The sequence below is a fragment of the Alistipes sp. AM16-43 genome, assembly GCF_003435745.1.
Classification (GTDB): Bacteria; Bacteroidota; Bacteroidia; order Bacteroidales; family Rikenellaceae; genus Alistipes; species Alistipes onderdonkii.
The window spans coordinates 453852-475050 of record NZ_QTUQ01000003.1 but is presented as its reverse complement, the minus strand read 5'-3'; the positions used below and the strand labels follow the sequence as shown (position 1 = coordinate 475050).

At 61.5% G+C, this 21199-nt stretch carries 16 protein-coding genes; 5 read left to right on the top strand and 11 right to left on the bottom strand.

Features of this window, described 5'->3' with window-relative positions; all coding sequences use genetic code 11:
* Positions 1 to 39: 39 nt before the first annotated feature.
* The 4 genes from DW189_RS07835 (at position 40) to DW189_RS07820 (ending at position 6094) form a co-directional block, all read left to right on the top strand.
* Positions 40 to 846 carry a glycogen/starch synthase gene (locus tag DW189_RS07835; RefSeq protein ID WP_117507407.1) on the top strand — a complete coding sequence of 269 codons (807 nt, stop codon included), beginning with the start codon at positions 40 to 42 and terminating at the stop codon, positions 844 to 846.
* Complete coding sequence (locus DW189_RS07830; RefSeq protein ID WP_117507406.1) at positions 830 to 2482, top strand: DUF4270 family protein; 1653 nt, start codon at positions 830 to 832, stop codon at positions 2480 to 2482. Before DW189_RS07835 ends, DW189_RS07830 begins: the two co-directional genes overlap by 17 nt.
* 77 nt (positions 2483 to 2559) lie before the next feature.
* Complete coding sequence (gene topA / locus DW189_RS07825) at positions 2560 to 4857, top strand: type I DNA topoisomerase (RefSeq protein ID WP_117507405.1); 2298 nt, start codon at positions 2560 to 2562, stop codon at positions 4855 to 4857.
* 28 nt (positions 4858 to 4885) lie between these two features.
* On the top strand, positions 4886 to 6094 hold the full coding sequence (locus tag DW189_RS07820) for an aminopeptidase C (RefSeq protein WP_117507404.1): 1209 nt from the start codon (positions 4886 to 4888) through the stop codon (positions 6092 to 6094).
* A gap of 349 nt (positions 6095 to 6443) precedes the next feature.
* Here the strand turns inward: DW189_RS07820 and DW189_RS07815 are convergent, their stop codons facing one another.
* A complete protein-coding gene (locus DW189_RS07815) occupies positions 6444 to 7085 on the bottom strand; it encodes a pentapeptide repeat-containing protein (protein ID WP_117507403.1) in 642 nt (213 codons plus the stop codon).
* Between the two features lie 179 nt (positions 7086 to 7264).
* On the opposite strand from DW189_RS07815, the gene DW189_RS07810 reads away from it, so the two are divergent.
* Positions 7265 to 8680: a BamA/TamA family outer membrane protein gene (locus DW189_RS07810; RefSeq protein ID WP_117507402.1), complete on the top strand. Its 1416-nt coding sequence runs from the start codon at positions 7265 to 7267 to the stop codon at positions 8678 to 8680.
* A 96-nt stretch (positions 8681 to 8776) separates the two neighbouring features.
* On the opposite strand, the gene DW189_RS07805 is transcribed toward DW189_RS07810, so the two are convergent.
* From DW189_RS07805 to dnaB, 10 genes are all read right to left on the bottom strand, one after another.
* Positions 8777 to 9343 carry a 4'-phosphopantetheinyl transferase family protein gene (locus tag DW189_RS07805; protein WP_117507401.1) on the bottom strand — a complete coding sequence of 189 codons (567 nt, stop codon included), beginning with the start codon at positions 9341 to 9343 and terminating at the stop codon, positions 8777 to 8779.
* Between the two features lie 3 nt (positions 9344 to 9346).
* Positions 9347 to 10627, bottom strand: coding sequence for a gliding motility-associated protein GldE (gene gldE, locus DW189_RS07800; RefSeq protein WP_117507400.1), 1281 nt, complete (start codon positions 10625 to 10627; stop codon positions 9347 to 9349).
* 16 nt (positions 10628 to 10643) lie between these two features.
* Positions 10644 to 11954, bottom strand: a complete 1311-nt coding sequence (gene ftsZ, locus DW189_RS07795) for a cell division protein FtsZ (protein ID WP_018696531.1) — start codon at positions 11952 to 11954, stop codon at positions 10644 to 10646.
* 101 nt (positions 11955 to 12055) lie between these two features.
* Positions 12056 to 13528, bottom strand: a complete 1473-nt coding sequence (gene ftsA / locus DW189_RS07790; RefSeq protein ID WP_117507399.1) for a cell division protein FtsA — start codon at positions 13526 to 13528, stop codon at positions 12056 to 12058.
* Positions 13529 to 13542: 14 nt separating this feature from the next.
* Positions 13543 to 14643: a hypothetical protein gene (locus DW189_RS07785; protein WP_117507398.1), complete on the bottom strand. Its 1101-nt coding sequence runs from the start codon at positions 14641 to 14643 to the stop codon at positions 13543 to 13545.
* A 6-nt stretch (positions 14644 to 14649) separates the two neighbouring features.
* Positions 14650 to 16098, bottom strand: coding sequence for a UDP-N-acetylmuramate--L-alanine ligase (locus DW189_RS07780; protein ID WP_117507397.1), 1449 nt, complete (start codon positions 16096 to 16098; stop codon positions 14650 to 14652).
* Positions 16099 to 16205: 107 nt separating this feature from the next.
* A complete protein-coding gene (murG, locus tag DW189_RS07775) occupies positions 16206 to 17309 on the bottom strand; it encodes an undecaprenyldiphospho-muramoylpentapeptide beta-N-acetylglucosaminyltransferase (RefSeq protein WP_117507396.1) in 1104 nt (367 codons plus the stop codon).
* Between the two features lie 6 nt (positions 17310 to 17315).
* The gene (locus DW189_RS07770) at positions 17316 to 17963 is read right to left on the bottom strand and encodes a vancomycin high temperature exclusion protein (RefSeq protein ID WP_055201562.1); all 648 of its coding nucleotides are present in this window, start codon (positions 17961 to 17963) and stop codon (positions 17316 to 17318) included.
* The gene (locus tag DW189_RS07765; RefSeq protein WP_117507395.1) at positions 17963 to 19504 is read right to left on the bottom strand and encodes a YifB family Mg chelatase-like AAA ATPase; all 1542 of its coding nucleotides are present in this window, start codon (positions 19502 to 19504) and stop codon (positions 17963 to 17965) included. The genes DW189_RS07770 and DW189_RS07765 overlap by 1 nt, the downstream gene beginning before the upstream one ends.
* An 89-nt stretch (positions 19505 to 19593) precedes the next feature.
* Positions 19594 to 21153 carry a replicative DNA helicase gene (gene dnaB, locus DW189_RS07760; RefSeq protein ID WP_117507394.1) on the bottom strand — a complete coding sequence of 520 codons (1560 nt, stop codon included), beginning with the start codon at positions 21151 to 21153 and terminating at the stop codon, positions 19594 to 19596.
* Positions 21154 to 21199: the final 46 nt, after the last annotated feature.

Here is a 21199-nt window from a genome sequence, read left to right as displayed (position 1 = left end):
CTTTGCACAATAGACCTCGAAAGATCAAATACTCGAACCATGGCAAATAAGATTCTGTACGTCTGTCAGGAGATTACACCCTATCTTCCAGAGACGGAGGCTTCCGGACTTTGCCGCGCTCTCACGCAGGCGATGCAGGAGCGTGGGAACGAAATCCGTACCTTCATGCCGCGTTACGGCTGTATCAACGAACGCCGGCACCAGCTCCACGAGGTAATACGTCTTTCGGGCATGAACCTCATCATCGACGACAACGACCACCAGCTCATCATCAAGGTGGCCTCGATCCCCGCGGCGCGCGTGCAGATCTATTTCATCGACAACGACGACTATTTCTCGCGCAAGGCCGTGCTGACCGACAGCGAAGGTGCGGAATTCCCCGACAACGACGAACGGGCCATCTTTTTCGCCCGCGGCGTGCTGGAGACGGTCAAGAAACTGCGCTGGACGCCGACCGTAGTCCATTGCCACGGCTGGTTCTCGGGAGTGATCCCGGTCTACCTGAAGCGCATTTTCGCCGACGACCCGATTTTCCGCGACGTGAAAATCGTCGTTTCGTTCTATGCCGACGGCTTCCCCGGGGAACTGGACAAGGGCTTCGCCGCGAAGATCGCCGGCGAGGGGGTCAAGGATAAAAATCTCTCAATTCTCGACGTCCCGTCATACGAAAACCTCTGCCGCTTCGTTATGGAATATGCCGACGGTGTGGTCGCAGCTTCCGCAGATGCCGACCCCAGGGTATTGGAAATCGCCCGTGCGAGCGGGAAGCCGATGCTCGAATACCAGTCGCCCGAGGCAGCGGACTTTTTCGATAATTACAACCGATTCTATGAAGCGATTCAATAATTTCCGCCGTTTGCTCCGCGCCGCCGCCGTCATGACGGCCGTCGCTGCGATGACATTCGCGGGCTGCACCAAGGTCGACGACACACTGGGGTCGAACCTCGTGCCGGACAACCAGCAGATGAAAGCGGGTTACGAGACCTTCGGCGCCCTGACGCTGAAGGGGGATCTCAACCCCAGGCGCTATGTCGAGACGCGGCTTTACCAGACCGACTCGCTCATCACGTCGAACCTCAGCTACGGGTACATGGGTTCGATGCTCAGCGACACGTTCGGACTGCGCACGGCAGGGTTCCTCACGCAATACATCCCCTATGAAATCGATTCGGGATATTTCGGGTTCCGCCCGATCCTCGACTCGGCGATCATCCTGCTTTCCATCTCCAGCTACGGGAGCGACACGCTTACCCCGCAGCTCTACAACGTATACGAGGTCGTCAGCAACAAATACCTGACCGAGAAACCCGTCGAAAGCGGAAAGTCGGAACGCGACACGACCTTCTACCTCAATTTCGACCCCGTCAAGGCGGGCGCCGTAGGCAACGAGGTGCTCTTCACGTTCACCTTCCCCGACGGAGAGAAGACGGGTCCCGCCACCACGTACGCCACCATGAAACCGACCCAGAAGGGACGGGAATTCATCAACCGCCTGATGCTTCAGGAGGGCACGTACAAGGGCGACTATTCGATTTACAGCCTCGACAGCCTCGAGCAGTGGGTCGCCGAATTCAAGGGGCTCTACATCGTCCCGGCCGTCGACCAGACGACCCCCAACAAGGGCAACATCTACGCCACGTCGCTCGACGCTTCGGGCTTTGCGATCTACGGGCGTAACCGCCTGGAGAGCGACCCTACGCTGATCGCCGACACGCTCTCGATCCCCTACATTTTCTACGACTCTTCGGTCGACTACGGCAACGTGTCGGTCAACACCATCCGCCACGACTACTCGAAAGCCACCTCTCCGCAGAGGTTCGACATCGCGGATGCGGTCGAAACCAACGAGAACCGCCCCCTCAGCAAGCAGGTCTACGTCGAGGGCATGGGCGGCGTCGTAACGGAAATGACCTTCACCGAGGAGTTCTTCAGGCAGCTGGCGCAGATCATCAAGGACGAGAACGCCGCTTCCGCCAAGGAGTTCAATACCCTGGCCATCAACCAGGCCCGGATGTCGGTCTATTTCGCGGGCAGCAACTACGACTGGCAGAACCTGACCGACGTGAAGCACATGATCGAGCAGATGGACGCCTCGCAGAGCCGCCTGGGCCTCTATACCAATTACAAAAAGCTCTCGGGCATCACCGACTACGCCTATGCCTACGAGAAGACCTACAGCACGACGCTGACCTACGGCGGTTACATCAACCGCAGCCGGGGCTGCTACGTGATGGACATCACGGGTCACGTGCAGAGCATGTGGAACTACTACCAGGAGGCCGTGAAGGAGCTGGGCGAGAACGCCCCGTGGGAAGAGATCGCCGAGAGAATCAAAACCAGGACTATGTACATGGGGCCCGAGGCATACGGCCTCTACACCCAGAATTACAGTGTGATGCAGGGTATGACGCCTTCGGACGGATCGCTGACCAAGGAGGATGCCCCGATCAAGATCGACATCGCCTATACCCTGGTCAAATAAAGGATCAACAGCACGGAATGCGAAACCTAAGTACTCATGCTTAGGTTTTCGCATTTCAGAAAAGCCATAAAGAACGCATGCAGGAAAATTTAGTAATCGTCGAGTCCCCCGCCAAGGCCAAAACCATCGAGAAGTTCCTCGGCAAGGACTATATCGTCAAGTCGAGTTTCGGACACATCCGCGACCTGTCGAAAAAAGACCTGGGTATCAATATCGACGACGAGTTCAGGCCCGTCTATGAAATCCCGGGCGACAAGAAGAAAGTGGTGGACGAACTGACCAAGCTGGCCAAGAGCAAGACCGTATGGCTGGCGTCCGATGAAGACCGCGAAGGAGAAGCCATCGCATGGCACCTGACCGAAGTGTTGGGGCTCCCCGTCGACCAGACCAAGCGCATCGTCTTCCACGAAATCACCAAGCGGGCGATCCTCGAAGCCATCGAGAACCCCCGCACGGTCAACATGGATCTGGTCAACGCACAGCAGGCACGCCGTATCCTCGACCGCCTGGTCGGCTTCGAGCTTTCGCCCGTGCTGTGGAAGAAAGTGCGGCCGTCGCTTTCGGCCGGCCGCGTGCAGAGCGTCGCCGTACGGCTGATCGTCGAGCGCGAGCGCGAGATCATCGCCTTCCGCTCGGCACCCTATTTCCGCGTCGTGGCACAGTTCTACGCGGCCAACGACCCCGAAAAGACCCTCTTCAAGGCCGAACTCCCGTCGCGCTTCGAAACGCAGGCCGAGGCCGAGGCATTCCTCCGCAGTTGCATCGGCGCCACTTTCACCGTGTCGAAAGCCGAAGAGAAACCCGCACAGCGTTTCCCGGCACCGCCCTTCACGACCTCGACGCTCCAGCAGGAGGCGGGCCGCAAGCTGGGCATGTCCGTTTCGCAGACGATGTCCGTCGCCCAGCACCTCTACGAGCAGGGTCTCATCACCTACATGCGTACCGACTCGGTAAACCTCTCGCAACAGGCACTGGCCCAGTGCAAAGAGGAGATCACCAGACTCTACGGCGAAAAATATTCGTCGTGGCATAACTACAAGACCAAGACCAAGGGTGCCCAGGAGGCGCACGAAGCCATCCGCCCGTCGTATATTGACCGGCAGTCGATCGAGGGCACCCCGGCCGAAAAGAAACTCTACGACCTGATCTGGAAGCGCACCGTAGCCTCGCAGATGGTCTGCGCCGAACTCGACCGCACAACCATTGTGATCGACATGTCGGGCTCATCGCAGCAATTCGTCGCCACAGGCGAAGTCGTCCGCTTCGACGGCTTCCTGCGCCTCTACTCCGAATCCACGGACGACGACCAGGCCGCCGAAAGCGGCGAAGGGCTGCTCCCCAAAATGGCACAGGGCGACGAGCTGCTTTCGACGCAGATCACCGCCACGGAACGCTTCACGCAGGCCCCGGCACGCTACAACGAGGCTTCGCTCGTCAAGCGCCTCGAGGAGCTGGGCATCGGACGTCCTTCGACCTACGCGCCGACCATCACGACGATCATCAACCGCGGCTACGTGGTCAAGCAAAACAGGGAGGGGCAGAAACGCAACTACGTGCAAATGACCCTCACGGGCGACAAGCTCGCCACGAAAAACCTCTCGGAAAGCTACGGCAAGGAGAAGAACCGCCTTTCGCCGACGGACATCGGCATGGTCGTCAACGACTACCTCGAAACGCAGTTCAAGCCGATCATGGACTATAACTTCACGGCCAGCGTCGAAAAGGAATTCGACCGCATCGCCGACGGCGACATCACGTGGGTGAAGATGATCCACGATTTCTACGGCCCCTTCCACCAGATGGTCGACACGGCCATCGGCACGCAGACCGACAAGAAGAGCCAGGCACGCATCCTGGGCAACGACCCCAAGACGGGGCATATCGTCAAGGCACGCATCGGCCGCTACGGCCCGATGGTCGAGATCGAAGGCGAGGAGGGGCAGAAAGGCCGCTTCGCCTCGCTCAAAAAGGGCCAGCTGATCGAGTCGATCACGCTCGAGGAGGCGTTGGCGCTCTTCGCGCTGCCCCGCGACCTGGGCCAGCTCGACGGCGAAGAGCTCTCGGTGGGCATCGGCAAATACGGGCCCTACGTGCGCCACGGCAAATCGTTCGCATCGCTGCAGAAGGGCGACGACCCCTACACGCTTACCTACGAGCGGGCCGTGGAGATCGTCCATGCCCAGAAGGCTGCGGCCGCCGCGGCCAACACTCCGCTGCGGAGCTTCCCCGAAGAGCCCGACATGCTGGTCAAGAACGGCCGTTACGGGGCCTACATCGCCTACAAGGGCAAGAACTACCGCTTGCCCAAGGGCAGCAAACCCGAAGAGCTCACGCTCGACGACTGTCTGAAGATCGTCGCCGACTCGAAAAAATAGCAACACCCACAACCTAAACCCTAAAGCAATGAAGAAACTCCTGCTGACCCTCGTTGCCTTCTGCGCCGCACTTGCGGCTGCGGCACAGACACCCGACACGACCGCCGCCGAAGGCTACCGGTTCACCGACGTCAAACTGATCCCCATGACCCCGGTCAAGGATCAGAGCCGTAGCGGCACCTGCTGGTGCTACTCGACCCTTTCGTTCCTCGAAGGGGAAATCCTGCGTGCGGGAGGCGCCCCCGTGCACCTCTCCGAAATGTGGATCGTCCGCCATACGTTCATGGAGAAAGCCGTGAAATACATCCGCATGCACGGCGAGATCAACTTCGCCGAAGGCGGGGCCTCGCGCGACGTGACGGAAGGCATCCGCAACTACGGCATCGTCCCGTTCGAAGCCTACCCGGGCTTCAACTACGGCACCGAGAAAGCCGATTTCCACGAACTCTCGCGCGTGCTGAAAGCCTACCTCGACGCAGTGATGGAGGCCAGCACCAAATCTTCGAACAAGCCGCTCTCGACGGCTTGGAAACGGGGTTTCAACGCCATTCTGGACGAATATTTCGGCCCGATGCCCGAGACTTTCACCTATCAGGGCAAGGAATACACGCCCCAGACGTTCGCCGCCTCGCTGCCGATCGACATCGACGACTATATCGACATCAGTTCGTTCACACACCACCCCTTCTATACGCAATTCATCATCGAAGTGCCCGATAACTGGATGTGGGGCACGGTCTACAACCTTCCGCTCGACGAAATGATGGCCGTCGTGGACAACGCACTGGAAAACGGGTATCCCGTCGCGTGGGGCACCGACGTAAGCGAAAAGGGATTCAGCCGCACCAAAGCGATCGGTATCGTACCGGCCGCCGACCTCGAAGGCATGGGCGGCACCGAAGCCGAGCGCTGGGGAAAACTGACGCAGAAGGAGAAGGATGACGCACTCTACAAGTTCGACAAGCCGGGCAAGGAGCTCGCCATCACCCAGGAGATGCGTCAGGTGGCTTTCGACAACTACGAAACCACCGACGACCACGGCATGGTCATCATGGGTACGGCCACCGACCAGGCAGGCAACCGCTACTACAAGGTGCAGAATTCATGGGACGTACGTCCGCCCTACGACGGATTCTGGTATTTCTCGCGCCCGTTCGTCGCCTACAAGACGACCTCGGTCATGGTCAACAAGCACGCCCTGCCCAAGGAGATCGCCAGGAAACTGGGCATCAAATAACCCGGGCGCAACGACCGCCCCTGAGAAGCCTCAGCCGCTTGACAGCTGGGAGCCCGAAATGAAAAGCGGCCCGACTTTGACAGTCGGGCCGCTTTCGTATATCGAAGTTTTAACTCTTTTCCGAAAATAAAAGGGAGATATTACATCTCGCGCAGTTTGATGCTCTCTCCCAACATAATCAGGGCGGTGCGTAACCACTCATTGATCCTTGCTTTCATACTAAATAATTTTAAATAATTCTTAAAATATTTTATCATTTAAGACGAGGCAAAAGTACTACGGCAAAAGCAAACTTCCAAATATTTTATTAAGATTTTTTAAGAAATATGTAAATTTTTTGAATAAACCCTTATTCCTCCACCTCTACCCCCAGCAGCCGCACCAGGTCAACCGCCTGCAATGCATTGATCTTCAAACCCTTTAATTCAAACGAATCGACCTCGCCGACACGTATTCCCCGGATGTCGGAATCCGCGAACGAAAGCCCGCGCAGGCGCGTGCCGCGGAATTCACCCTGCGTCAGGTCGCAGCGCGAAAAGGAGACCTTCTCCAGGCGGCACTCGTCGAACACGGCTCCCCGCATGACTCCCTGACTGTGCGCCACGAAACGCAAGCGCCCCAGCGCGAAATTGGCGAACTCCGCCTTGCAGCGCTCGAAGGCCACATGCTGCATCGTCGCTTCGGAGAGGTTCGTCCCCGTGAGCTTGCAATCCAGGAACTCCACCCGCTGGAAACTGCACCCCGTCAGGTCGGCGTTCGACAGGTCGCAGTTCCGGAAGGTCACATCCGTGAAATGCGATCCGCGCAACACGCACGCCGGGAAAAGGCAGCCTGCGAAAAGACACGACTGCACCCAGACATGTTCCCGGTCGAGGTGCGGGAAAACAATGCCGCGGAAAATGCCTCCGGCAATCTCTTCGCCTTCGGTCAACGCCCTACCATCGGTATATTCCACGGGATCGGCGGCCGGGACTGGTCTGGTTATCTGCATCGTCAAATTCAGTAAAAGAGGCACCCGACTCCCCGCCTGCAAAGCCGCACACGGGAGGGTTGCTACAGCAAAGATAAACATTTATCCCGGAAAGCCGCGTCCATCCCGGGCATCCGCCCGCCGTTTTGCGCATACGGAAAATAATTCCTATCTTTGGATCGCCTTTCACCGAACAATCAATGAAAAAGGGATACAGAACCATTTTAACGGTCTGCATGCTGCTGATAGCATATACCGCCGTAGGGCAGCAACCCGACAAGGACATGGATTCCTTTCCCTCGACCGAGGAAGCCCTGTCCCAGATCGGAAGCGCCGCAGCCCGCTCCCCCAAACAACCCGCCGACACCGCAGCCCTCACATCGCCCGCCCAACGCAAAGGCTTCATACGCCGCATCATCGACTATTACAGCCGTTCGAACATCGACCGTACGTTCGAAAAGAAAATCGACTGGAGCATCGCCCCCGGCCCGAACTACTCGTCGGATGTCGGCTTCGGAATCGGATTCCTCGTAGCGGGGCTTTACCGGATAGATCGCACGGACTCCGTGACCGCCCCGTCGAACATCTCGGTTTACGGCAACTTCACGACCGAAAAATTCGTCCTGCTCCGCTTCTCGGGCGACAACATCTTCAACCACAACAAACAACGCCTGAGCTACGCCGGGGCCTTCGTCTACTTTCCGGGTGCATTCTACGGCGTGGGCTACAATGCCGGCGCAGAGGGCTATGCACAGGAACTCACCACCACGATGGGCATCTTCCGCATCTCCTACTGCACGGCGCTCGCCGGACGTTTTTATATCGGCGTCAGCGGGGGCATCGACTACACCGGGGCGAAGTACAAAGACACGGGCATGGTCGCCTATATGAACGACATCAAGGCCGACGCAGAGGCCGGGAAACCGGTTCCGGGCGGCAGGATGGGCGAACTCTACACCCTCTGGCAGCAGGGGCGCTACGACCCGGCCAAGCAGGATCCCTTCTCGAACTACATTACCGAATCGGGCGACAACCCCGACGCCTTCAACACCAGCCTCGGCCTCTTCGCCCAATACGACACGCGCGACGTGACGTTCAACGCCTCGAAGGGCATCTTCATCAAGGCCGAAGCCAAGTGGTATCCCGAATGGCTGGGCAATACGCGCCGCAGCTTCGGACGCTTCACCCTGACCTTCGACTTCTACCAAAAACTCTGGAAAGGCGCCATCTTCGCCTACGACCTCTACGCCGACTTCACGGCCGGCACCCCGTCGTGGCACATGTACGCCAAGATGGGCGGCATGGAACGCATGCGCGGCTACTACGAAGGGCGCTACCGCGACAAAAGACTTGTCGAGACGCAGATCGAGCTGCGCCAGAAAATCTACCGCCGCCACGGCATCGTGGCCTGGATCGGCGGCGGACAGGTCTGGGGCACCGACAAATTCCGCTGGGACAACACCCTTTACAGCTTCGGCTGCGGCTACCGGTTCGAGTTCAAGAACCGGATGAACATCCGCCTCGACTACGGCTGGGGCGTCTACGGCAACCAAAACCTGCCGTGGGATCGCAAACGTTCCTCGGCCTTCCTCTTCACGGCCTCCGAAGCCTTCTAAGAGCCCCATACCGACAATCCCCGCCCCGACGACCGGTATCGCAACAAGGGAAAGCCTCCCCGACAACCGAGGGGCTTTCAGTAATCCCCACGGGAACTACACTATATATACCGCGATAAACCCGTCGGCACGATGCAGCGTGAGCCGGATCGTCTCCCCGCTGCCGATGCGCCCGGCAACGGTTCCGGCCGCGAAATCCACCGCCTCCACCCGCAGGTCGTGCAACAAGTCCAGCCCCGGACGCCGGGCATATTTATAAAGCGCCTCCTTCGCGCACCAGACGGCGGCAGGCAGCAGCGGATCGCCGGACAGCGCCTGCTCGGAGGGGGACATGTAACGCGGCGCGGCACGGCTGAAATCCCGCGTCTCGGGCTCGATGTCGACCGCGCAGGGGATATCGGACAGACAGACGGCCACACGCCCCCTGCAGTGCGAAACCCCGACGTATACCCCGTCCCTGTCGACGACCGGAGCCCCGGCGGCATCGTAGGCAATCCGCACATCCGCACCCAGTTCCCGGCGGACGACGGCCCGCCACGTGAGGTATTCCCGGCGCCGGCCCTCCCGCACAAAACGCCGGGCCTCGGCCAATTCGTCGGATGTCACCCACCCGGCTACCCCGGCCTCGTCCATCGGCGGCTCTATGAAGAGTGCCTTTCCCATCGTTTACGGTAAGTCCACACGGATTTTATCGACACGGTGCCCGTCCATCTCCTGCACCGTGAAACGGATGTCGTGCGACGTAAAGAGATCGCCCTTGCGGGGGAAGTCGCGTTTGAGTTCGAGCATCAGCCCGGCGAGAGTCTCGGCATCGCCCTTCACGTCGGCAAAGGTCTCCTCGTCGATCCCCAGCACCCGTTCGAAATCGCCCAGGTGGCTCTTGCCGTCGAAGAGGTAACTCTTCTCGTCGAGACGCGTGAAGAAACTCTCGTCGGCATCGCTTTCGTCCGAAATCTCGCCCACGATCTCCTCGATGATATCTTCCAGCGACACCAGCCCCAGCGTCGAACCGTACTCGTCGACGACGATCGCCATGTGCACCTTGTTCGACTGGAAGTCGCCCAGCAGGTCGTTGATCTTCTTATGCTCGGGCACGAAATAGGGCTTGCGCACCAGCTGCTGCCAGCCGAATTCGTTGCCGTGGTTGATATAGGGGAGCAGATCCTTGACATAGAGCGTCCCCCTGATATTGTCGATATCCTCTTCGTATACCGGGATACGCGAAAAACCCGACCGGATGATCGTCTGCTTGACGGTCTCGTAATCGTCCGTCACCGAGAGCGCCGTAATGTCCACGCGGGGTTTCATGATCTCCTGCACCTCGGTATTCACGAAGTTGACGATCCCCGACAGCATCACATGCTCCTCGGGGCTCGAACTCTGGGTCATATCCACGGCGTCGGCCAGTTCGTCGAGCGAAATCTCGCTCTTGTGCGCCGCCTTTTCGCTGATGCGGCTGCTCGTGCGCACCAGGATGTAGGAGAGCGGATAGAAAATCCACCGCAACACCCTGAGCGGCCGTGCCGCGAACTGCGCGAAACGCACCGGCATGGTCTGCGCCAATACTTTGGGCAGTATCTCGCCGAACAGCAGCAGCAGGAAAGTCACCAGTACGGTCTTGAACAGGAACTCGAAACGCAGGAACGTAAAAACCGAGTCGATGATACCCGACACGAGGATGACGATGCAGATATTCACCAGGTTGTTGACCACCAGAATCGTCGCCAGCAGCACGTCGACATTCGTCAGCAAGTGCAACACCGCCTCCGCCGAAGCGGTCGTGCGCGTCTGCAGGCGGCGGATATCCTTATGCGACAGGGAGAAAAACGAAGTTTCAGCCCCCGATACGAGCGCTGAAACGCACAGCAGTCCCAACGTCACCGCGCACAGCACGGCGATATGGCCCGAAAACCCGTTGAATGCGATCCATGAAGCGGTACTCTCCAAACTTGCGCGGATTTAGTTAGTCAAAAAGCGATCCGCCCTGCGAATCGGCAGCCTGCTGGCTGTTTTCGGACTCCTCGCGCAGCACCTCCTTGCGTCCGCCGGGCATCTGCACGATGAACTTCGAGTTGCGCGACTGGTAGGCCGGTTTGGCCAGCAGCAGTTCGATGTTGTTGTAGCGGGTCGACTTGGCGCCGAGCATCACCTGCTCGGGCGGCCGCTGCGGCGGCGCAACGGGCTTGATCGGCTCCAGCACGGGAGCCACGGGCTCCTTCACCGGTTCCGTGATACGTGCCGGGGGGATGATCTGCTTCATCACGTCGACGGACGCATCGCCCGAGAACCCCGTGGCCACCACCACCAGTTCGATGGCGTTGCCCAGCTGGGGCTTCTCGCTCGTACCCCAAATGATATTGGCGTTGTGTATCACGCCGTTGTCGTCCTGCACGCTGGCATGGGCCTGGATATACTCCAGGATGCGCACCACCTCCTCGTACATCAGCGAGTCGGCGTTCGACACCGAGATGTTCAGCAGGATATTCTTCGCACCCGAGATCAGGTTGTGATCCAGGAGCGGCGAACGCAGCGAAGCCTCGGCCGCCGTCTCGGCGCGGTTGTCTCCTTCGGCCGTAGCCACGGCCATATGCGCGCGGCCGCTGTCGCGCATCACCTTCGACACATCGGCGAAGTCGACGTTCACCAGGTCGCTTTCGACCGTGATGATCTCGGCGATGCCCTTCGCCGCCGAACACAGAATGTCGTCGGCCTTGCCGAACGCCTGCTTGAGCGACAGGCGCCCGTATATTTCGAGAATATTCTCATTGTTGATAATCAGCAGCGAATCGACATTCTGGCGCAGTTCCTCGATCCCGCGGAAAGCCTGTTCGTAGCGGATCTTACCCTCGACGGCCAGCGGCGAGGTGACGATCGCCACAGTCAGCAGCCCCATCTCCTTGGCCAGCTTGGCGATGACGGGCGAAGCGCCCGTACCCGTACCGCCGCCCATGCCGGCCGTGATGAACAGCATCCGAGTCCCGGCCTCTTCGAGGTGCTGGCGGATTTCGGGCAGCGACTCGACTGCGGCACGGCGGCCGTTCTCCGGGTCGTTCCCCGCACCGAGGCCCTCGGCGCCGAGGCGTATCTTCAGCTCCACGGGGCTCTTATCCAACGCCTGCTGGTCGGTATTGCAAACCATGAACGTCACGCCCCGTATACCCAGGTTCCACATATGGTTCACGGCATTCCCGCCGGCACCGCCGACACCGACCACCATAATGATCGACCCGTCCGTTTTCGGGGCTTTGATTTCCGACATCAATTCGTCTGTCATATCTCTTTACTCCTTTCTTCTGATTAATTCCCACGCGGGGCTAACACCCGCAAATCCTCCTCACGCCCGGCCGCCTAAAGAACCGGTTGCAGCCCTCAGCATCAGATCTCCTCGTCCTCGGCGGCCGTAAAGCTCTTGTTGATCTTGTCGAAGGTCTTCTGGAAGATCGACCCCCAGTCGCGCTTGCGCTTGGGTTCGATCACGGGGGCCTTCAGCTGCTCATCTTCCCGCTCCTGCCCCCTTGCCGCGGCATCCTCATCGGACGCAGGCTGTGCCGCCGCGGAAGCCGGCCCCTGTGCGGGCTGCTGGAACCGCGGCGTATGGCGGAACTCGGGTGCGGCCTGGGGCTGCTGGGGCTGGAATCCCGGGCGGGGTTCCGCAGGCCGGGACGCCGGCGAGGCCGGACGCTCGATCACCGCGCAGGCACCCTGCTCGGCGCCCTTGAGCAAAATACCGACCGCCGTGGCATAGGCCGGGTCTGCGACCTTCTCCTTCGACTCCTCCGCAACGCCGGTCTCGGCCGATGCGATGCGCACGTCCATGCCCGTCACGCGGCGGAACAACTCGTCCACATCCTTCAGCTTGGCCGAACCTCCCGTCAGGACAATGCCGTAGGCCAGCTTGCCGGCATACCCCGAATCCCGGATCTCCTGCAATACGAACTCCGCAATGTCCGTGGCACGGGCTTCGATCACCGTCGCCAGGTTGCGCAGCAGGATATCCTTCGCCTCGCGGGCCGTGCGGCCGTTGACGCGGATCAGCTTGTCCTCCGGGGCCAGGTCGGCCACCGCCGAACCGTATTTCTGTTTGAGGCTTTCCACATGTTTCTCGGGCACGCTCATCGTGCGGATGTCGCGGTTGATGGCCATGGCCCCCATCGGGATCGTGGCGATGTAACGCACCACGTTGCGGTAATAAACCGCCACATCCGTCACGCCGCCGCCGATGTCGACCACCGCGACGCCCTCCTCCTTCTCGTCGGGCAGCAACACGGCCTCGGCCGTGGCGATGGCGTTCGACGTCACGCCCAGCATCTTTATGCCGAGCCGCTTGAGCGCCATGTCGAGCCGCTGCATCGGCGTGCGCAGGCAAAGGATGAAATTGAACGTCGACGAGAGTTTCTTGCCGAACGACCCCACGGGGTTCTTGACCTCCTGGTTGTCGTCGACCACATAGTTCTGGGGCACACGCTCCATGATGGTCTCGTCGTCGGGCGCCTGCACGTTCCGCATGCGGTCGAACAGCGCGTCGACGTCCTTCTGGTTGACGCCGTTCTGGGGATCGTAGACGAAAACATGATCCGTATGGCGCGCACAGCGCACGAAATCACCCGAAATACCGGCATAGGCCTCCGTGATCCGGATCCCCAGCTGCTCTTCGGCTTCGGACATGGCTTCGCGGATGGCGCGGCTCACCAGTTCGATATTCTCGATCTTGCCCGCGTTGACCCCCTCGACGGGCTTCGACACGATCGACGCCACCTCCATCTGCCCTTCGGCGGCCTTCTCGCCGACAGCCACCACGACGTTCGACGAGCCCAGGTCGACGGCAACGGTATAATTCTTTCTTTCCACGGTATATTTCCTTTTTATTTCTTGCAAACCACCTGATCCTTGTATCTGATATCTATCGTCCTGTACGCATCCCAGCCGATGTTCTGCAACCCGTTGCGGTAGAACCGCAGCAACTTGTCGAACTTACGCTCCACCTGCTCGATGCGCCCGAAAAGAATGGTGTGGCGTCCGCTCCGCGGCACCAGCTCCACCTCCAACGCTCCGCTGGGGGTCGTCCGAGCCGCAATCTGCACCACTTCCGACCTCCAGAAATCGTCCTCTTCGACGAACTCTACAAAGGTAAGGAGTTTCATGAAATCTTCGTAGCTTTTCTCCAACTTTTTTTGTTTCAGCCGCTCGGCCTCCTGCTGCCGAGCGATACGGTCAATCCCCTCCTGAATCATACGCGCCTCGTAGCGGTATTTGCGGCGCATTTCGACCTTGTGGCGGCGCAGTTCGCCGACCCGTTTGTCGTACTCGGCCGAGCTTTCCAGCCGCCACCACTGTTTCTTGACCCGCATACGGCGCAGCGCCGACAGGTTGCGGTCGTTCTGCAGTTCGCGCCTGTAAAGCGGGTACTTCTCCCGCTCCAGCTCCGCGATGCGTTTGTCCACTTTCGCCGATTCGGTGTCGATATGCGCCCGCACGGGGCCCTCATACGCCGCAGGAAACGGCGGGCGGTAGCTGCCCGTCACGACCGGCACGTAAAGCGACGATGCCCGCGGCGCGGCGAAGACATAGCCCTCCGCCGTGACGTACGAATCCACGCCGTTCACCAGCAGCCGCACGAGCGGCCTTCGCTGGCTGATATCCACGTGCAGCACCCCGTCATAGGAGACATAGGCGTCCACCCGCTCCACGAACCCGTTCCTGGCGATCATCTCTTCGATCTGCGTCAAAGGCACCTTATCAACTGCCGTGCCTTTCGTCTTGATCCCGCTGTGCGCAATCCACCCGCGCACCATGCGCCCCGACACCAGATAGCCCATCGACGAGCTGTCGACAACCTCGATCTCGACCTTGCAGACCGTCCTCGCGGCACGCAGACGCTGCGCCGTGGTGCCCGCATAGAGGATATATGCGGCCACAGCGCCCCACAAAAGGGCCAGCAATGCGTATCGGAGGTAGCGGTTCATCGCACGTCAGCTTTTCGCTCCGAGTTTTTCGGCCAGCGCCCCGCAGCAGGCGTCGATATTGCCCGCCCCGAAGCTCACCACCACGTCCGTATCCATCGCCGCGACCGTATCGGCCAGCGCTTCCCTGCCGACGATGCGGCACGGCACGGCCACGCGCCGGGCGATGAGCTCCGACGTGACGCCGGGGATCGGCTCCTCGCGCGCCGGGTAGATCGGCAGCAGCACCACCTCGTCGGCATGCGACAGCGACTCGGCGAACTCTTCGTAAAGGTCGCGCGTGCGGGTGTAGAGGTGGGGCTGGAACAGCGCCGTAATGCGCCGTCCCGGGAACATCTTCCGCACGGAGGTCAGCGTCGCCGCCAGTTCGCGCGGATGGTGCGCGTAATCGTCCATGTAGACCTGCCTGGGGGTGTTGACATAGAATTCGAAACGGCGCTTCACGCCCGAGAACGACGCCAGCGCCCCGCGCAGGGCGTCCGCATCCAACGCAACCCCTTCGGCCCTGGCCGCGCACCATACCGAGGCCACGGCCGCCACCGAATTTTCGATGTTGACCCAGCCCGGAATGCCCAGCGTGCAGCCTTCGACCACACCGCCCGGCACTACGATATCATATCGGTAATGGCCTCCCTCGAGCAACTGCACGTTACGGGCATAGAAGTCGCACGGCACGTCGTACGAATAGCGGTACACCGTAATCTGCGGATTGTCCACCACGATGTCCGTCCCTTGCTTGATGACGAGGAACCCGCCGGGGCGTATCTGCCGCACGAACTGCGCGAAAGCCTCCTTCACCGCCTCGTGCGTCCCGTAAATGTCGAGGTGATCCGCGTCGGCCGACGTGACCACCGCCACATCGGGATAGAGCCGCAGGAACGAACGGTCGAACTCGTCGGCCTCGACGGCCAGCCGCCCGCCCGAAAGGCGGGATCCGGCAGCGGCGCATCCCTCCCCCGCGGGCGGGCGCATCCCCTGCACCCCGCAGCCGTCCAGCACCAGGTTGCCGCCGAAATTCTTCGAGATACCGCCCAGAAAGGCACTGCCGCCACCCGTCAGGGCGCGGTTGAGCCATGCCACGAGCGTCGACGTCGTAGTCTTGCCGTGCGTCCCCGCCACAGCCATCACGTACTTGCCTTCGGCAAGGTGCCCCAACATCTGCGAGCGCTTCTCGATACGGAACCCGTGGTCGGCGAAATAGCAGTACTCGCCGTGCTCCTGCGGCACGGCCGGGGTATAAACCACCATCGTCGCCGCCGGGTCGAGGAACTCCGCGGGGACCAGCCGCACGTCGTCCTCGAAATGGATCGCCGCCCCCTCGGCCGACAACTCGTCCGTCAGGTGCGAAGGCGTACGGTCGTAGCCGGCCACCTTTTTCCCCTCGTGCAGGAAATAGCGGGCCAGGGCGCTCATGCCGATGCCGCCGATACCCAGAAAATATACTTTTTGAAACTCCATCTGCTCAATTCTTGATTTTCACACCGCCTCCGCCGCCCGTCGGACACGCGCAGCCCGTCCCGTGAAGACAGGTGCCGCCTGCGCCCTGCGGCTTCACGGCCGTGCGGTCACTTCATTACCTTTTCGATTTCATCCACGATCCGCTCCGCCGCATCGGGTCGCGCCAGCTTCTCGAGGTTTTCGCTCATCCTGCGCAGCGCCTCTCCGTCGGCGAGCAGCTCCATCGCCCGCGCCATCGCCCGCGTGCGGGCCTCGGCATCGGGCACCACCACCGCAGCCCCCTTGGCCTCCAGCGCCCGGGCGTTCTTCGTCTGGTGATCCTCGGCCACGTTGGGCGAAGGCACGAACAACACGGGCCTGGCCACCAGGCACAGCTCCGAGACCGTTCCGGCGCCGCTGCGCGACACGACCAGGTCGGCCGCCGCATAGGCGTAGTCCATGCGGTCGATGAAAGCTCCCTGCCAGATATTCCCCGTCGGGTGCGCCGCCAGAAAAGCCTGCATCTCGCGCTCGTAGTATTTCCCCGTCTGCCAGATTACCTGCACCGGGGCGTCGGCGCCCCCGAGCGAGAGTATCCACGCCTTCATCATCTCGTTGAGCGACCGCGTCCCGAGCGACCCGCCCACTACCAGCACCACCGGGAGCTCCGCCCTAAAGCCGTAATAGGCCAACGCCTCGCCGCGGTCGGCACCCTCTTTCGAGAAACGGCCCCGCAGGGGGTTGCCCGTCATCGTGATCTTACCGGGCGCGAAGAACCGATCCATGCCCTCATAGGCGACGCAGATCCGCTTCGCCCTCCGGGCCAGGATCTTGTTCGTCAGCCCCGCGTAGGAGTTCTGCTCCTGGATCACGGTCGGTACCCCCAATTGCTGTGCGGACCACAACACCGGAGCGCTGGCGTAGCCCCCGAAGCCCACCACCGCATCGGCCCCGAAATCGCGGATGGTCTTTTTCGCCATCCGGATGCTCCGGAGCACCTTCAGCGGCACCGCGAGGTTGTGCCAGTCCATGCGCCGCTGCAACCCCGCAATCGGCAGGCCCACGATGCGGTAGCCCAGCGCCGGCACCTTTTCCATCTCCATTTTGCCCTCGGCGCCGACGAACAACAGTTCCACATCGCCGCCGAACCGCCGCTTGAGCGCCTCGGCCACCGCTACGGCCGGATAGATATGTCCGCCCGTTCCGCCGCCCGAAAGTATGATCTTCTTCATATCCCGTTATTTTCCTATTTCGACGGGTTCCCCGAGGAATTTCGGGGTTTTTCCCGTCCATAAATCCATGAACATCCTGACCCGCGCCAGCTTTTCCCGGAGCCTGGTCTTCATGCCAGCGTACGCCGCCACGTCTGCGGCATTGTACCCTACGGCATCGAGCCCCAACGCCTGCGCGATGTAAACCGCACGGCGGTTATGGAACTCCTGCGAGATTACCGTGAAGCTCTCCTGCCCGAATATCTTTTCCATGCGGACGACCGAATCGTACGTCCGGAACCCGGCATAGTCGAGGTATATCGCCTCCGCCGGCACGCCCCGCCCGACGAGCGCCTCCTTCATGTCCTGCGGCTCGTTGTAACCCTTGCGGCCGTTGTCGCCGCTGATGACCAAGTACTCCACTTTGCCGGCATGATACAGTGCAGCGGCCGCATCGACCCGGTTGTAGAAATACGCATTCGGACGTCCCGAACGCACCGTCCGCGAAGTCCCGAGCAGCAACCCCGCCCGGTTGGCGGGCACCTCCCCGGGCGAGGCGTATACCCGGCCGTCTGTCGCCCGCTGCACGGCATACCCGGCGGCGGATACCGCCACGGTAGCCAGCACCGCCCCGGCGGCCGCCGCCCATGCCATTGTCTTCAGCCATTTTTTCATCACCGTCCCCAGTTACCCCGATCCAGCGACCGGTAATTGATCGCCTCGGCCACGTCGGCCGCCGCGACCGTGTCGCGCCCCGCCAGGTCGGCGATCGTACGCGCCACCTTCAGAATACGGTCGTAAGCCCGCGCCGAAAGGTTCAGCCGTTCCATCGCCCGCTCCAGCAACGCCGCCGAAGCGGCATCCGGGCGGCAGTATTCGCGCAGCATGGCCGCATTCATCATCGCATTGGTATGCACCCCCTGCGCACAGCGGAACCGCGCGGCCTGCACCTCCCGCGCCCGCACGACCCGCGCACGAATCGCAGCGCTGGACTCCCCGGGCGCCGCCGCCGAAAGCTCCGCCGCACTGACGGGCGTCACCTCGACATGCATGTCGATCCTGTCCATCAGCGGCCCTGAAATCCGGCTCATGTAGCGGTGCACCGACCCCGGCGAGCAGACGCACTCCCGGGCCGGGTGGTTGTAATACCCGCACGGACAGGGGTTCATCGCCGCCACGAGCGTAAAGTTCGCCGGGTATTCCACGCTGTATTTGGCCCGCGACACGGTTATTTTCTTCTCTTCCAACGGCTGTCGCAACACCTCCAGCACACTGCGCCCGAACTCGGGCAGTTCGTCGAGAAACAGCACCCCGTTGTGCGCCAGCGACACCTCGCCCGGCCGCGGCGACTGCCCGCCGCCGATCAGCGCCACCTGCGAGATGGTGTGGTGCGGAGCCCTGTAAGGCCTGCGCGCCATCAGCCCGCCGGCAACCCCGGCCTTCCCGGCCACGGAGTGTATCTTGGTCGTCTCCAGCGCCTCCCCGGGCGACAACGGCGGCAGGATCGTCGGCATACGCCGCGCCAGCATCGTCTTTCCCGAACCCGGTGCGCCGATCATCAGCACGTTGTGCCCTCCCGCCGCAGCGATCTCCAGCGCCCGCTTGGCGAGCGCCTGTCCCTTCACGTCTGCGAAATCCTCCTCGTATCGCCCCGCGGCGACTTCGAACGGCTCCGCCGCCCCGGGCACGGCGGGCACGATCTCCGCCTCGCCGTTCAGCAGCGCCATCACCTCCTTCAGGCTCCCGGCGCCCAGCACGTCGATACCCTCCACCACGGCCGCCTCCCGGGCATTGTCCGCCGGCAGCACCAGCCTCCGCAACCCTTCGTCGCGGGCCCGCACGGCCATCGGCAGCACGCCCCGCACGGGTTTCAGCGTCCCGTCAAGCGACAGCTCGCCCGCGAACATCGTCCCGCCGAGCGCCCCGGCATCCACGCGCCCCATCGCCGCGAGTATCCCCACGGCGATCGGCAGGTCGAACGAAGCGCCTTCCTTGCGCAGGTCGGCCGGGGCGAGGCTCACGACCACCTTGCGGCCGGACATCCGCTCCCCCGAGTTCTCGAACGCCGCACGTATGCGCTGCTCGCTCTCCTTGACGGCATTGTCCGGCAGTCCCACCAGGTACATGCCGAGCCCGCCGCCCGCGATGTTGACCTCGACGGTCACCGCCACGGCGTCGATCCCCACGATCGCACCCGCATAAGTCCGGACAAACATATATCGGAAATTTATCAGTTCGTTTCACATAATCCCCGCCCGTCTTCCGGCGTGGCAGGGGCTCCCTTTCGGCCGCATCGCGCCGCCACTCAGAACGGCGCCTCTTCGTCCAGCGCCCGGGGCGTCAGATCGAACTCCCCGCCGCCGATCCCCGAACCCAGCGCGGCGGATGCCCCCGTGGCGCCGTTCGAACCGCTGGCGTAATCGTCGTAGGCCTGCTGACTGTCCGAAGCCTGCGCGGGCGGCAGCATCGAGTCGTCCATGTCGGCGAAACGCGCCTGTTCCTTCAGGAAGCGCAGGTTCACGTCGCACACAGCGCCGTTACGGTGCTTGGCGATGATGATTTCGGCCATGCCGGCCGTAGGCATTCCGTTTTCGTCCTGGTTGATGCCGTAATACTCCGGACGGTGGATGAACGCCACGATGTCGGCGTCCTGCTCGATGGCGCCCGACTCACGCAGGTCGGAGAGCTGCGGGCGCTTCGACCCACCGCGCATCTCCGTGGCACGGCTCAGCTGCGACAGGGCGATCACCGGCACGTTCAGCTCCTTGGCGATGGCCTTGAGCGTACGCGAAATGAAGGCCACCTCCTGCTCGCGGTTCCCCTTCGAATCCTGGTTGCCGGTCATCAGCTGCAGGTAGTCGATGATGATGATCTTGATGTCGTTGTGTATCTTCAGGCGGCGTGCCTTCGAGCGGAACTCGAAGACCGAAAGCGCCGGCGTATCGTCGATGAACAGAGGCGCCGCACCCAGCGGTTTGGTCGCCGACTCCAGGTGGCGCCATTGCTCGGGCGTCAGACGGCCCGATTTCACGTCGTTGCCGTTGAGTCCCGTCTCGGCGATGATCAGACGCATCATCAGCTGCACCGAAGACATTTCGAGCGAGAAGAACGCCACACCCTGCTCGTGATCTACGGCCATATTGCGCGCCATAGAGAGCACGAAGGCCGTCTTACCCATCGAAGGGCGGGCGGCGATGATGATCAAATCGGAGAGCTGCCAGCCCAGCGTCACACGGTCTATGGCCATGAAACCCGACGGAACGCCGTTGAAGGCGCTCGTGTTTTTCGACGCCTCCTCGATCTGCATCAGCGCCCGCGCCAGGATATCCTTCGACACCTGCACCGAACGCTTCACATGCCCCTCGGCGACCTTGAATATCTCGCCTTCGGCATACCCGATCAGCTCCGTCACATCGGTCGATTCGTCGTACGAGCGTTTCTGTATCTCGGTCGCCGAGCGTATCAGCTCGCGCTGCACGTATTTCTGGGCGATGATCTTGGCATGGAACTCGACGTTGGCCGCCGAGCCTACCTTCTGCGTGAGCTGCGCCAGGTACGACGCCCCGCCCACCTTCTTGAGCTCCTTCTTGCCTTTCAGCCGCTCGGTCACGGTATAGAGGTCGATCGGTTTGAGCTCCATCGACAGCTCCTCGATCGCCTTATAGATCGTGCGGTGCTCCTCCGTGTAGAACGCATCGGGCGTCACATACTCCTGCACGGCGATGATGCTGTCCTTTTCGAGCATCAGCGCGCCGAGTACGGCCTCCTCCAGTTCGACCGCCTGCGGGGGTACGTTCCCCGGGGTCTCGGTGAGCGCCTCGAATGCCTCCCTGTTGCGCCGGGAGGGGTTATAATCTTTTGCCATGATATACGCTTTCGTTCAAAGGCCAAAAGTAGCAATAAGCCGGGAG